This window comes from Lacisediminimonas profundi (assembly GCF_008831265.1).
GTDB classification, from domain to species: Bacteria; Pseudomonadota; Gammaproteobacteria; order Burkholderiales; family Burkholderiaceae_D; genus Lacisediminimonas; species Lacisediminimonas profundi.
This window is the reverse complement of sequence record NZ_VTTH01000009.1, coordinates 45,218-57,573: the sequence shown is the minus strand read 5'-3', so window position 1 is coordinate 57,573 and position 12,356 is coordinate 45,218. Positions and strand designations below refer to the sequence as shown.

General features: G+C 61.9%; 11 protein-coding genes. 3 read left to right on the top strand and 8 right to left on the bottom strand.

Features of this window, described 5'->3' with window-relative positions; genetic code table 11:
• Positions 1-9: 9 nt before the first annotated feature.
• From FVE66_RS19700 to FVE66_RS19675, 6 genes are read right to left on the bottom strand one after another with little or no spacing between them, the layout of a single operon-like run.
• Complete coding sequence (locus FVE66_RS19700; protein ID WP_151449194.1) at positions 10-1,494, bottom strand: RNA polymerase factor sigma-54; 1,485 nt, start codon at positions 1,492-1,494, stop codon at positions 10-12.
• A gap of 13 nt (positions 1,495-1,507) precedes the next feature.
• On the bottom strand, positions 1,508-2,248 hold the full coding sequence (gene lptB / locus FVE66_RS19695) for an LPS export ABC transporter ATP-binding protein (protein WP_151449193.1): 741 nt from the start codon (positions 2,246-2,248) through the stop codon (positions 1,508-1,510).
• A gap of 1 nt (position 2,249) precedes the next feature.
• Positions 2,250-2,801 carry a lipopolysaccharide transport periplasmic protein LptA gene (gene lptA / locus FVE66_RS19690; RefSeq protein ID WP_151449192.1) on the bottom strand — a complete coding sequence of 184 codons (552 nt, stop codon included), beginning with the start codon at positions 2,799-2,801 and terminating at the stop codon, positions 2,250-2,252.
• A gap of 26 nt (positions 2,802-2,827) precedes the next feature.
• Positions 2,828-3,430 carry an LPS export ABC transporter periplasmic protein LptC gene (gene lptC, locus FVE66_RS19685; protein ID WP_151449191.1) on the bottom strand — a complete coding sequence of 201 codons (603 nt, stop codon included), beginning with the start codon at positions 3,428-3,430 and terminating at the stop codon, positions 2,828-2,830.
• Complete coding sequence (locus FVE66_RS19680) at positions 3,427-3,969, bottom strand: KdsC family phosphatase (RefSeq protein ID WP_241673299.1); 543 nt, start codon at positions 3,967-3,969, stop codon at positions 3,427-3,429. Before FVE66_RS19680 ends, lptC begins: the two co-directional genes overlap by 4 nt.
• Positions 3,969-4,997 (bottom strand): KpsF/GutQ family sugar-phosphate isomerase, encoded by a 1,029-nt coding sequence (locus FVE66_RS19675; RefSeq protein WP_151449190.1) that lies wholly within the window; start codon positions 4,995-4,997, stop codon positions 3,969-3,971. Before FVE66_RS19675 ends, FVE66_RS19680 begins: the two co-directional genes overlap by 1 nt.
• Positions 4,998-5,105: 108 nt before the next feature.
• On the opposite strand from FVE66_RS19675, the gene FVE66_RS19670 reads away from it, so the two are divergent.
• Complete coding sequence (locus tag FVE66_RS19670; RefSeq protein ID WP_151449189.1) at positions 5,106-7,091, top strand: monovalent cation:proton antiporter family protein; 1,986 nt, start codon at positions 5,106-5,108, stop codon at positions 7,089-7,091.
• 24 nt (positions 7,092-7,115) lie between these two features.
• Here FVE66_RS19670 and FVE66_RS19665 read toward each other — a convergent pair whose 3' ends face one another.
• Together FVE66_RS19665 and uvrA are read right to left on the bottom strand one after the other, a co-directional pair.
• Positions 7,116-7,391, bottom strand: coding sequence for an acylphosphatase (locus tag FVE66_RS19665; protein WP_151449188.1), 276 nt, complete (start codon positions 7,389-7,391; stop codon positions 7,116-7,118).
• Positions 7,388-10,243, bottom strand: a complete 2,856-nt coding sequence (gene uvrA / locus FVE66_RS19660; RefSeq protein WP_151449187.1) for an excinuclease ABC subunit UvrA — start codon at positions 10,241-10,243, stop codon at positions 7,388-7,390. Before uvrA ends, FVE66_RS19665 begins: the two co-directional genes overlap by 4 nt.
• A gap of 164 nt (positions 10,244-10,407) precedes the next feature.
• Here uvrA and FVE66_RS19655 point away from each other — a divergent pair, with 164 nt between their 5' ends.
• Together FVE66_RS19655 and ssb are read left to right on the top strand one after the other, a co-directional pair.
• Positions 10,408-11,601 (top strand): MFS transporter, encoded by a 1,194-nt coding sequence (locus tag FVE66_RS19655; RefSeq protein WP_151449248.1) that lies wholly within the window; start codon positions 10,408-10,410, stop codon positions 11,599-11,601.
• 10 nt (positions 11,602-11,611) lie between these two features.
• Positions 11,612-12,100, top strand: a complete 489-nt coding sequence (ssb, locus tag FVE66_RS19650) for a single-stranded DNA-binding protein (RefSeq protein WP_151449186.1) — start codon at positions 11,612-11,614, stop codon at positions 12,098-12,100.
• Positions 12,101-12,356: the final 256 nt, after the last annotated feature.

Sequence of the window (12,356 nt, the reverse complement as noted above, 5' to 3'; positions counted from 1 at the left end):
CTACAACTACTATAGCGATTTGCGCAGATTGACCGGGGGTATCTTGAGAGCTTCGCGATATTTTGCGACTGTGCGGCGGGCCACCACCATTCCCTGTTCCGCCAGCATCTCTGCGATTTTGCTATCCGAGAATGGGTTCCGGGTATCCTCCGCTCCGATGAGTTGTTTGATGAGCGCCCTGATCGCAGTAGATGATGCTTCGCCGCCCGCTTCCGTTGCGACGTGACTGCCGAAAAAATACTTCAGCTCGAACACGCCGTGTGGCGTCAGCATGTACTTCTGCGTCGTGACGCGTGAGATCGTGCTCTCATGCAAACCCAGTGTATCAGCTATCTCGCGCAACACAAGTGGCCGCATGGCGACCGCGCCATGCGAGAAAAAATTGCGCTGGCGATCAACGATTGCCTGTGCCACGCGAAGAATGGTGTCGAAGCGCTGGCGCATATTCTTGATGAGCCATTTTGCTTCCTGCAATTGTGAACCCAGCGATCCCTCGCCTTTGCTTTGCTTGAGTATGCTGGCGTACAGCGCATTGACGCGCAGCCGGGGCATCACTTCGCGATTGAGCGACACCTGCCAGCCGTTACGGGAGCGTTTAACAATTACGTCGGGCACGACGAAATCTGAAGCGTCGGTGGCAAACGCGCTGCCGGGATGGGGGTTGCACTGCCGGATGACGACTTGCGCCTCGCGCAAATCCTCGTCATCGCAGTCCAGCGCTTTTTTCAGTTTGTTGAAGTCGCGCTGTGCGAACAGCGTCAAGTAGTCTTCGACGATGCGCAATGCCATGCGCCGCGTGACGAGAGCAACCTTCGGGAATCGCCGGATCTGGAGCGCCAGGCATTCGGATGCATTGCGCGCTCCCACTCCAGCGGGCTCGAAGCTTTGTATCAGCTTCAGCGCCATGGACAGTTCGTCGAATTCGATTTCCAGTTCTTCCGGCAGCCGCTGATGTATCTCCTCCAGGGGCTCTTCCAGATAGCCGTTGTCGTTGATCGCATCAATGATCAGTTCGACCAAGGCACGGTCGCGCTGGTTACGCACGGTGACGCGCATCTGTTCCAGCAAATGCTCGCGCAGCGTGGTCTGATGCGCTTCCAACTGTGGACGCGCATCGTCGTCCTCGGGCGCCTTCGAGGTGCGTGCAACGTCGTCAAAGCTCCAGTCGGACTCTGCCGGCGCCGTATTTTCGGCGCTGTCCGAGCCCTCGTAGCTGGCCTCCGGTTCCGCGCTCTCGCTGCGTTCATTGCTTTCGGCAGCCGATTCCGGCGAGGCTGGCGTGGACGCCAGGGTCGATACGGCGCCGTCGGCCAGCAAGCGGACGGAATTATCCAGCGGATCATCAAGCCGCTCGAGCATCGGATTGTCGGCGAGGATCTGTTCCAGTTCCTGATGCAGTTCCAGGGTGGACAGCTGCAACAGTCGAATCGACTGCTGAAGTTGCGGCGTTAGAGCCAGGTGCTGCGATACGCGTAATTGAAGCGATTGTTTCATTGGGTCTGATCCGTCACATCCGGAAATGCTCACCCAGATAAACGCGTCGCACGGACTCGTTGGCGATGATGTCATCCGGACTGCCGCTTGCCAGCACGGCGCCCTGGTTGATGATGTATGCCCGATCGCAAATTCCCAGCGTCTCGCGCACATTGTGGTCCGTGATCAGCACGCCAATACCGCGCTCTTTCAGGAAGCGGACAATGCGCTGGATCTCGATCACGGCAATCGGATCGACGCCGGCGAAGGGCTCGTCGAGCAGGATGAAGCGAGGATTCGTGGCAAGTGCCCGGGCAATTTCGACCCGGCGCCGTTCGCCGCCGGACAGGGACAGGGCTGCGTTTTCGCGCAGCTTTTCGATCTGCAGTTCTGCAAGCAGCTCGTCGAGCTTCTCGTTGATGCGGACCTTGCTGAGTGGCCGCCCGTCTTCCTGTTGCAGTTCAAGCACGGCGCGAATATTGTCTTCCACGCTCAGCTTGCGAAACACGGACGCTTCCTGCGGCAGGTAGGACAAGCCGAGCACGGCGCGCCGATGGATCGGCATGTGGGAGATATTTACCCCGTCCAGTTCGATCTCGCCGGCATCGCAGGGAACCAGGCCCACGATCATGTAGAACGACGTGGTCTTGCCCGCGCCGTTCGGGCCGAGCAGTCCGATCACCTCGCCGCTGTGGACTTCGAGCGAGACGTCGCGCACCACCTGGCGCGCGCCATAACTTTTTTGCAGCCCATTGACGGCCAGCCTGCTTGCCATTTCACTTGCTCCGGTTTTCAAGGCGCGGCTGTATCGTTGCCCGGATGCGGCCGGCGCCGGGCTTGCTTTCACCCGAAGCCGTGTTGTTGACCTTGTAGAACTCCGTCTTGCTGTCGTAGGAGATGAAATCACCCTCGACCTCGTCGGTGATTTTCTTGCCTTCGAGCAGGCGGATACGGGCGCGCGAAAACAGCTTCGCTACTTCGGTCTTGCCGTCGTATTCGATGCGATCGGCCGCTTGCGCCTCCATCCAGAGATCGGGGCCGCCGTCGCGCTTCTGCCGGAACGTGGCAAAGCCGCCCTTCGGGGCATACAGGGTCGCGTACTGGTAGCCGGCCGGATCCTGCACCACCACCATCTTCTCGGCATTCATCACGAGCGAGCCACGGGTAAGGACCACGTTGCCGGTGAACGTGTTGATCTGCTTGACGTCGTCATAGGCCATCTGGTTGGCCTCGACATTGGTTGGCTTGTCCTGGTCCGCCTTTTCTGCCAGCACTGGCTGGGACAGTGCCAGCAGTGTCAGCAGGGACAGGAAATATCGGTTTGTCATTCTTCCTTCTTCCTCGAAAGCCCGGCTCAGCGGGAACGCTCAGGTGAAGCGAAAGTGGCTTGCACGGCGTTGCCAAGTTGCAGCTGCCGGGTGGCATTGTTGGCCACCATGCCGGTGCCGCGCAGCACGGATTTGCCGAGCGTTATTTCAACCGGCTTGTCGGTCCGGACAATGTCTTCGTCGACCAATACCAGCAGGTAGTCCGAATTCAGGTGAAAGTGTCTGGATTGCCCTGACGCGGGCCGGTCGACATGGACGTCGTCGTACAGATGCACCTTGCTGTTGTCCGCGGTGACGATGCCTCGTTGCGCGGTGGATTTCACCGGAGGCCGTTCGTCGCTGAAGCTGTTCACTTCGGGCAGCTGGATATGATGCGTGTCGTCGACCGGATTGTGTTCCAGCCGCTTGCCCGAAATGCTGTAACGCGCTCCGCCTGCCTGCGACAGCCGAAGGAAGGTGAATGTTTCCACGAAATAATCCGGGTCGATCCGCTTTGCCTGCGGACCGCTGTCCTCGGCGGAGCGACGCATCACTTCCAGCACCCAGAAACTGACCAGCACCAGAACGGTGGTCAGCACGAGCAGGGTGACCATGCCAAACCGGCTGATGGAATGTGTCGCCGTCGTCATTGCAGGTATGCCGAAAGGATGTCCTCGTAGCGGCCCTGGGCGCGCAGGATCAGGTCGCAGGTTTCCCGCGCTGCGCCTTTGCCGCCGCCGGCGCTCGTCACGTAGTGAACCCGGCTTCGCACCTCGGGGTGGCCGTTGGGCACGCTGGCAGCAAACCCGGCGCGCCGCAGGATCGGCAGGTCGATGATGTCATCACCGATGAATCCGGCGGCCTCAGGTCCGATGCCAAGCTGCAGCAGCAACTCGTTGAAGGCGGCAAATTTGTCATGAACGCCCTGGTAAAGGTGGGCAATGCCGAGGTCCGCCGCCCTGCGCGCGACGTTGGCCGACTTGCGCGCGGTAATGATTGCCGTTGCAATGCCTGCCTGCTGCAACAGCTTGATGCCTAGGCCGTCCAGCACGTTGAAGGTCTTGATCAGTTCGCCATCCGGTCCGTAATGCAGGCTGCCGTCAGTCAGGACGCCATCGACATCGAAAATCATCAGCCGCACAGCACGTGCCCGCGCCATCAGTTCCGGCTGGATTGTGTCGGCATGCATCAGATCACCTTGGCCCGGGTCAGGTCGTGGATATGGAGCGCGCCCACCAGCACGCCCGCATCGTCGACCACCAGCAACTGGTTGATGCGGAACTGCTCCATGATCTCCACGGCTTCGACTGCCAGCTGGCCGGGGCGCACGAAGCGCGGGTTGGGGTGCATCAGGTTGTCGACCGTGATTCCGGTCAGGTCCTGCTTTGTTTCCAGCATGCGGCGCAGGTCGCCGTCGGTAAAGATGCCAACCGGATGGAACGATTGGTCCACCACAGCCGTCATGGCCATGCCTTTTCGCGTCACTTCGAGCAGGGCGGTTGTCAGCGGAACCTCCCTGAGAACCGCAGGAATCGCATCGCCGGTGCGCATCACGTCGCGCACATGGGTCAGCAGCTTGCGTCCCAGCGCGCCACCGGGGTGCGAGCGGGCGAAGTCCTCCTCCCGGAACCCGCGGGCGTCAAGCAGGGCGACCGCGATGGCGTCGCCAAGCGCGAGCGTGACCGTGGTGCTGGCGGTAGGGGCCAGGTTCAGCGGACAGGCTTCTTTTTCGACGGCAATGTCGATGTGCACGTCCGCCAGTTCGGCCAGGCTGGAACTGCTGTTGCCGGTCATGGCAATCATGCTGGCGCCCATGCGCTTGATGACGGGCACGATTGCCAGCAATTCCGCGCTCTCGCCGGAATAGGAGATCGAGATGAATACGTCGGTTTCGGTGACCATGCCGAGGTCGCCGTGCGCGGCTTCGCCCGGATGGACGAACATGGCCGGCGTGCCGGTCGAGGACAGTGTCGCTGCTATCTTCCGCGCAATGTGGCCGGATTTACCCATCCCGGACACCACCACGCGGCCGCGGCAGGCGAGCAGGAGTTCGAGCGCGCGGGTGAATGCAGGGCCGGCTGCGGACAGCAGGCGCCGCTCCGCCGCTGCGATCGCTTCTGATTCGATCAGGAGGGTGTCGCGCGCAAGCTTCAGCGCCCGGTTCGCTTGCTCAGGAGTAAAAGCGAGGGATTGCGGACTTTCATGGTTTACACTCATGAACGCAGTATAAACGAATAAGAAAAGCAAAAAACCTGCCAGAGCTTATTTTGCTGCTTGAGCGGTCGCAAAGCCGCTCGTCCACGGACCACCTTTACAGGATTTTTCTTGTTCTCCACGCTAGAACTCACACTGATATTGCTGGGTGCCGCCGTACTGGGCGTGGTGGTGTTCCGGATGTTGCACCTGCCACCCATGCTGGGCTACCTGTCGGTCGGAATACTGATCGGTCCACACGCACTCGGCCTGGCCGAGGATAGCGAGACTACCCATCGGCTGGCCGAGTTCGGTGTTGTCTTCCTGATGTTCTCGATCGGGCTGGAATTCTCCCTGCCCAAGCTGATGGCGATGCGGAGGGCGGTTTTCGGACTCGGGCTCGCCCAAGTCGTGGTGACCATCGCCGCGGCACTCGGTATCGGTTGGCTGGCTTCGGCCGTGTTGCCGGATTATTTCAATATTGACTGGCGCGCCGGCTTTGCGCTCGGCGGTGCGCTCGCAATGTCGTCCACCGCCATTGTCTCCAAGCTGCTGACCGAGAGGCTGGAACTGGAAAGCGAACATGGCCGGCGCATCATCAGCGTGCTGCTGTTCCAGGACCTGGCACTGGTGCCGCTGCTGATCCTGGTTCCGGCGCTGGCGGCGCCGGCAGATATCGGGCCGACCCTGATGTGGGCGGGGGCGAAGGCGGTTGCCGTGCTGATTGTCCTGCTCTTCTTCGGCCAGCGCCTGTTGCGCGGCTGGTTCAGGATCGTCGTACAGCGACGTTCGCAGGAACTGTTCATGCTGAACCTGCTGCTGATCACGCTCGGCGCGGCATGGATTACCGAAATGGCGGGCCTGTCCCTTGCGCTGGGCGCATTCGTGGCGGGGATGCTGATTTCCGAGACCGAATACCGGCACCAGGTCGAAGAGGACATCAAGCCGTTCCGCGACGTCCTGCTGGGCCTGTTTTTCATCACCATCGGCATGCTGCTCAACATCCGGCTAGTGCTGGAGAACTGGTGGCTGGTCCTGCTGCTGCTGGTGATTCCGCTGCTGCTGAAGTTCGGGCTGATCGCACTGCTGGCCCGCGCCTTTGGCGCCACCGCTGGCGTGGCGATCCGGACCGGGCTTGGATTGGCCCAGGCCGGAGAGTTCGGCTTCGTGTTGCTCAACCAGGCTGGCGGCCTGAAACTGGTCGATCCATTCCTGATCCAGCTGATCCTTGCCTCCATGGTGCTGTCGATGCTGCTGGCGCCGTTCATCATCAACAAGATGGACGCCATTGCCCTCAAGCTGTCCGCCAACGAGTGGATGATGCAGTCGGTGGCGCTGACGCAGATTGCGGCAAGAACCATGAACGTCCAGGGGCATGTGATCGTTGCCGGGTTTGGCCGCAGCGGCCAGAGCCTGGCAAAACTGCTGGAGGAGGAGGGGATCGGCTACCAGGCCCTGGATCTCGACCCGGAGCGGGTGCATGAAGCCCGGGCGGCCGGCGCCTCGGTATCCTACGGCGACGCCTCGCGGCGTGAGAGCCTGGTGGCGGCCGGCATCAATCGGGCCGCTGTGCTGGTCATCACTTACGCGGATACGCCATCTGCGCTCAAGCTGCTGCATCACGCGCACGAAATCGCGCCGGGTGTCCCCGTCATTGTTCGCAGCTACGACGACACCGATATCGAGAAATTGCTGGCAGGCGGCGCGGCCGAGGTCGTGCCCGAAGCGATCGAGGGCAGCCTGATGCTGGCTTCACATGCCCTGCTGTTGCTCGGCGTGCCGCTGCGCAAAGTGGTGCATCGGGTGCAGGCCGCGCGCGGCGAGCGCTATGCATCGCTGCGCGGCTATTTCCACGGAAGCACCAGTCATACTGACGAGGGCGACCACCTGAACCTGCGCTTGCACTCGGTGTCGCTGGGCGAGCGCGCGCGCGCCGCCGGCCGGCCATTGAGCGAGTTGAAATTGCACGAACTGGGCGCTGAAGTCACCGCGATACGACGGGGGAAGAACAGGATCGCGGTGATGTCCGCCACGGTTCTCGAAGCGGGCGACATCGTGGTTCTGCGCGGCGATACCGAAGGAATTGCCAGGGCCGAAGCACGCCTGCTCGGCGCCTGACGGCGGCAGGTCGCGCCAGCGGCGTCAGCCGCCGGCAGCGATGCGAAAGCCCGGTGCAAGCTGCACGTCTTCCCGGGTCACGGAAACGCCGATCACGCATGCCGCAGGCGGCCCCTTGCGAGACCAGCCGATGATGGCGTCGATCGCATGCTGCTCGCCGGCGACCAGGGCCTCGACCGCGCCATCGCTGCGGTTGCGGACCCACCCGTCAAGTTGCAGGCTGAGCGCCTCGCGGGCAAACGAAGCCCGGTAGCCGACGCCCTGGACCATGCCCGTGATGACGAGGCGGGCCGCCGTCATTTTTTCTTGCTCAGCAATGGCCCGAGATATTTCCCCGTGAAGCTGGCAGAGGCCTCGGCGATTGCTTCCGGCGTGCCTTCGGCGATGATCTGGCCACCGCCTGCGCCGCCCTCCGGCCCCATGTCGACCACCCAGTCCGCAGTCTTGATGACGTCCAGGTTGTGTTCGATGATGACGACGGTATTGCCCTGGTCGCGCAGCCGGTGGATCACCTTCAGCAGCAGGTCGATGTCGTGGAAATGCAGGCCGGTGGTCGGCTCGTCCAGGATATACAGCGTGCGCCCGGTGTCGCGCTTGGACAATTCCAGCGAGAGTTTCACGCGCTGCGCCTCGCCGCCGGACAAGGTCGTCGCGCTCTGGCCGAGCCTGATGTAGCCAAGGCCGACGTCAAGCAGCGTCTGCAGCTTGCGGGCAATCACGGGAACCGGCTTGAAGAACTCGTGCGCGTCCTCCACGGTCAGTTCCAGCACTTCGGTGATGTTCTTGCCCTTGTACAGGACTTCCAGCGTCTCGCGGTTGTAGCGCTTGCCGTGGCACACGTCGCAGGGGACGTAGACATCCGGCAGGAAATGCATCTCGACCTTCAGCACGCCATCGCCCTGGCAGGCTTCGCAGCGTCCGCCCTTGACGTTGAACGAGAACCGGCCGGCCGAGTAGCCGCGTTCCTTGGCCACAGGCACGGTCGAGAACAGGTCCCGGATCGGCGTGAAGACGCCGGTGTAAGTGGCGGGATTGGAGCGCGGGGTGCGGCCGATCGGCGCCTGGTCCACCGCGATCACCTTGTCGAAGTGTTCGATCCCCGAAACCGATTCATGCGCCGACGGCTCGGCATGCGAGCCGTACAGGTGGCGCGATGCGCTCAGGTACAGCGTATCGTTGACCAGTGTCGACTTGCCGGAGCCGGAAACGCCGGTCACGCAGGTCAGCAGGCCCACCGGCAAATGGAAGTCGACCGACTTCAGGTTGTTGCCGGATGCGCCGGTGATGACCAGTTGCCGTTTCGGATCCGGCGCCGTGCGTTTCTTCGGCACCTTGATCTGGAAGTTGCCGTTCAGGTACTGCGCCGTCAGCGACTTCTTGTTCTTCAGTATTTCCGGCAAGGTTCCTTCGGCGATCACTTCGCCGCCATGCACGCCCGCGCCCAGCCCCATGTCGACGATGTAGTCGGCGCTGCGGATCGCATCTTCATCATGCTCCACGACCAGCACGCTATTGCCGATGTCGCGCAGGTGCTTGAGTGTGTCGATCAGGCGGTCGTTGTCGCGCTGGTGCAGCCCGATCGACGGCTCGTCCAGCACATACATCACGCCGGTCAGGCCGGAGCCGATCTGCGATGCCAGCCTGATGCGCTGCGATTCCCCGCCCGACAGGGTGTCGGCGCTGCGATCGAGCGAGAGATAGTCAAGGCCGACATTGTTCAGGAATCGCAGCCGCGACACGATCTCCTTGATGATGCGGTCGGCGATCTCGCGCCGGGAGCCGGTCAGGGTCAGGTTCTCGAAGAACGCCAGCGTCTGGCGCAATGGCGTCGCGGCCACCTCGTAGATCGCGCGCTCCTGGTCGCCGTTGCCGACCTTGACGTAGCGCGCTTCGATCCGCAGGCGGGTACCTTCGCAGGCCGGGCAGGCTTTTTCACTGATGAACTTGGCCAGTTCTTCCTTGACCGCCATCGAGTCGGTTTCCCGGTAGCGCCGCTGCAGGTTGGGAACAATGCCTTCGAAAGTGTGTTCGCGCACGACAGCGCGGCCGCGCTCGTTCAGGTAGGTGAAGGGAATCGCCTGCTTGCCCGAGCCGGCCAGGATCACCTGCTGCGATTTCTCGTCCAGCTTCTCGAAAGGGGTGTCCAGGTCGAACTCGTAGAAGGCGCCCAGCGCGGACAACATCTGGAAATAAAACTGGTTGCGGCGGTCCCAGCCCTTCACCGCGCCCGAGGCGAGGGAAAGGTTGGGGAAGGCGACGATGCGCTTCGGATCGAAGAATTCGATATGGCCGAGCCCGTCGCATTCCGGGCAGGCGCCCATCGGGTTGTTGAACGAGAACAGGCGTGGCTCCAGCTCCTGCAAGGAATAGCCGCAGATCGCGCAGGCAAACTTGCTGGAATACACATGCTCGGTGCCGCTGTCCATTTCCTGCGCGATCGCCCGGCCGTCGGCCAGGCGCAGCGCGGTTTCGAAGCTTTCGGCGAGGCGCTGCTTGATGTCGGCCTTCACCTTCACCCGGTCGACCACCACGTCGATCGTGTGCTTCTCGGTTTTCTTCAGCTTGGGCAGGTCGTCGGCCTCGACGATGCGCGCTTTGCCGGTGCCGCTCTGCACGCGGAAGCGGACGAAACCCTGCGACTGCATCTGTTCGAACAGATCGACATGCTCGCCCTTGCGGTTGGCCACCACCGGCGCCAGGATCATCAGCCGCGTGTCCTCCGGCAACTGCAGTACCGCATCGACCATTTGCGACACCGACTGCGCTGCCAGCGGATGCTCGGGATGGTTGGGACAGTAGGGCGTGCCGACCCGGGCGTAAAGCAGCCGCAGGTAGTCGTGTATTTCGGTGACGGTGCCGACTGTCGAGCGCGGGTTATGCGAGGTTGCTTTTTGCTCGATGGAAATCGCGGGCGACAAGCCCTCGATCAGGTCCACATCGGGCTTCTCCATCAACTGCAGGAACTGGCGGGCATAAGCTGACAGCGACTCGACGTAGCGGCGTTGTCCTTCTGCATACAAGGTATCGAATGCGAGCGAGGATTTCCCCGAGCCGGAAAGACCGGTGATGACAATCAGTTTGTTGCGTGGCAGGTCAAGATTGATGTTCTTGAGATTGTGCGTACGCGCACCCCGGATTCGAATTTCTTCCATGACTGCTTTCGCGAAAGGCACGCGTACGGTGAAGTCAGGGCGCGTGCCGGGTAAATGGACCAACCTGCTACTATAGCGGGTTTTAAAAGCGGTCGTTACGCGACTGTTGGACGACAAGCGTCGACACCATGGCATCCACTCCTTCCTCCCCCCCGGTTTCGCGCATGACGCCAGTCGAGATACGCGCCAGCGCGTCGCTCGCGTCGATCTTCGCGCTGCGCATGCTCGGCTTGTTCCTGATCCTGCCGGTATTTGCGGTACACGCAAAAAGTTTGCCCGGAGGCAACAGCGCCACGATGGTCGGCCTGGCCCTGGGCATTTATGGCCTGACCCAATCCTTCGGCCAGATACCGCTCGGTGCCGCATCCGACCGTTTCGGCCGCAAGCGCATCATCGTCATCGGGCTGCTGCTGTTCGCCATAGGCTCCCTGATCTGCGCGCTGGCCGACAACATCTATTGGGTCATTGCCGGACGGGCAGTGCAGGGCGCCGGTGCGATCTCGGCTGCCATCACGGCCCTGATTGCCGATTCCACGCGCGACGAGCACCGCACCAAGGCCATGGCCATGGTGGGCGGATCGATCGGACTGACCTTTGCCGGATCGCTGGTGGCGGCGCCCCTGCTCTATGACCTGATTGGCATGTCGGGCATGTTCTACCTGATTGCAGCGCTTTCGATCACCGGCATATTCGTTGTCGCCTATATCACCCCGGAGGCGCCGCCCCTGCCAAAGAAGCCGGCTTCATTCACCGAAGTGCTGCGCGATCCGGAGCTGATGCGCCTGAATTACGGCGTGTTTGCGCTGCACGCGACCCAAATGGCAATGTTCGTCGTCATGCCCGCAGCCCTGATCAGCCATGCCGGGCTGCCTCTGCAAGAGCACTGGAAGATCTACCTGCCGGTCGTGCTCGCCTCATTCGTGCTGATGCTGCCGCCAATTTTCGTCGGCGAAAAGAAGGGAGCGATGAAACAGGTTTTCGTGGCAGCGATCGGCTTGCTGCTGCTGGTGCAGGTCGCGATGTGGCTGGTGTTCCGGAATGCCGGCACGCCGGCCTGGGTGCTGGTGGCAATGCTGCTGCTGTTTTTCATTGCATTCAACGTACTGGAAGCGTCGCAACCTTCACTGGTGTCGCGAATCGCGCCGGCCGCCGGCCGTGGCGCTGCGCTGGGTGTCTACAACACGTTGCAGGCGCTGGGCCTGTTCTGCGGCGGCGCACTGGGGGGCTGGCTGACGCAGAACGCCGGCCCGTCCACCGTGTTCATTCTTGGCGCGGTATTGTCCCTGGCCTGGCTTATAATCGCCGTCAACATGAGGAATCTGCCGCGGCGGAGCCAGCCCCAGGCTACCCCGGCGTAAAGGAGAGAATATGGCATCGGTAAACAAGGTAATCATCGTCGGCAACCTGGGTCGTGACCCGGAGACGCGCTACATGCCCAGCGGCGACGCCGTGACCAACATCGCAGTGGCGACGACGGACACGTGGAAGGACAAGACCACCGGCGAGAAGAAGGAACAGACCGAATGGCACCGCATCTCGTTTTTCGGCAAGCTGGCTGAAATCGCCGGGCAGTACCTGAAGAAAGGCTCGCAGGTTTATATCGAAGGCAGCCTGCGCACGCGCAAGTACACCGACAAGGACGGCGTCGAGAAATACGCCACCGAGATCAAGGCTGACAGCATGCAGATGCTGGGCAGCCGCCAGGGTGCAGGCGGCGGCATGTCGGCGGACGAGGGCAGTTATGGCGGCGGCGCACCGTCGCGCCAGGCAGCTCCCGCGCCTGCGGCGGCGGCCAATCGCCCGGCTTCGCGCCCGGCGCCGAATTTTTCGGACATGGATGACGATATTCCGTTCTGAGGAATACAGTCCACCGGAAGTATCTCCAAGCCTGCAAATCGTCAAGATTGCAGGCTTTTTGTTTTTTTGCACGGCCCGCATAGATCTGGCGATATCCGCAGTCCGCCAATTCCCTGCAAATCCTCTCCGGCTTGTTCTACGCATTTGCGCGCATTCCCGCACGCCATGTCAGCACCGCGTCACTTTTGCCGAGCGCAGGCCAATGCCAACTGTCGCCTTCTACCGACAGGCGCTACTAATACATTATTAACGCCAG

Coding starts and splice junctions, on each gene's coding strand:
- FVE66_RS19700 (WP_151449194.1), bottom strand. CDS start 1,494: ATGAAACAATCGCTTCAATTACGCGTATCGCAGCACCTGGCTCTAACG.
- lptB (WP_151449193.1), bottom strand. CDS start 2,248: ATGGCAAGCAGGCTGGCCGTCAATGGGCTGCAAAAAAGTTATGGCGCG.
- lptA (WP_151449192.1), bottom strand. CDS start 2,801: ATGACAAACCGATATTTCCTGTCCCTGCTGACACTGCTGGCACTGTCC.
- lptC (WP_151449191.1), bottom strand. CDS start 3,430: ATGACGACGGCGACACATTCCATCAGCCGGTTTGGCATGGTCACCCTG.
- FVE66_RS19680 (WP_241673299.1), bottom strand. CDS start 3,969: ATGCATGCCGACACAATCCAGCCGGAACTGATGGCGCGGGCACGTGCT.
- FVE66_RS19675 (WP_151449190.1), bottom strand. CDS start 4,997: ATGAGTGTAAACCATGAAAGTCCGCAATCCCTCGCTTTTACTCCTGAG.
- FVE66_RS19665 (WP_151449188.1), bottom strand. CDS start 7,391: ATGACGGCGGCCCGCCTCGTCATCACGGGCATGGTCCAGGGCGTCGGC.
- uvrA (WP_151449187.1), bottom strand. CDS start 10,243: ATGGAAGAAATTCGAATCCGGGGTGCGCGTACGCACAATCTCAAGAAC.
- FVE66_RS19655 (WP_151449248.1), top strand. CDS start 10,408: ATGACGCCAGTCGAGATACGCGCCAGCGCGTCGCTCGCGTCGATCTTC.
- ssb (WP_151449186.1), top strand. CDS start 11,612: ATGGCATCGGTAAACAAGGTAATCATCGTCGGCAACCTGGGTCGTGAC.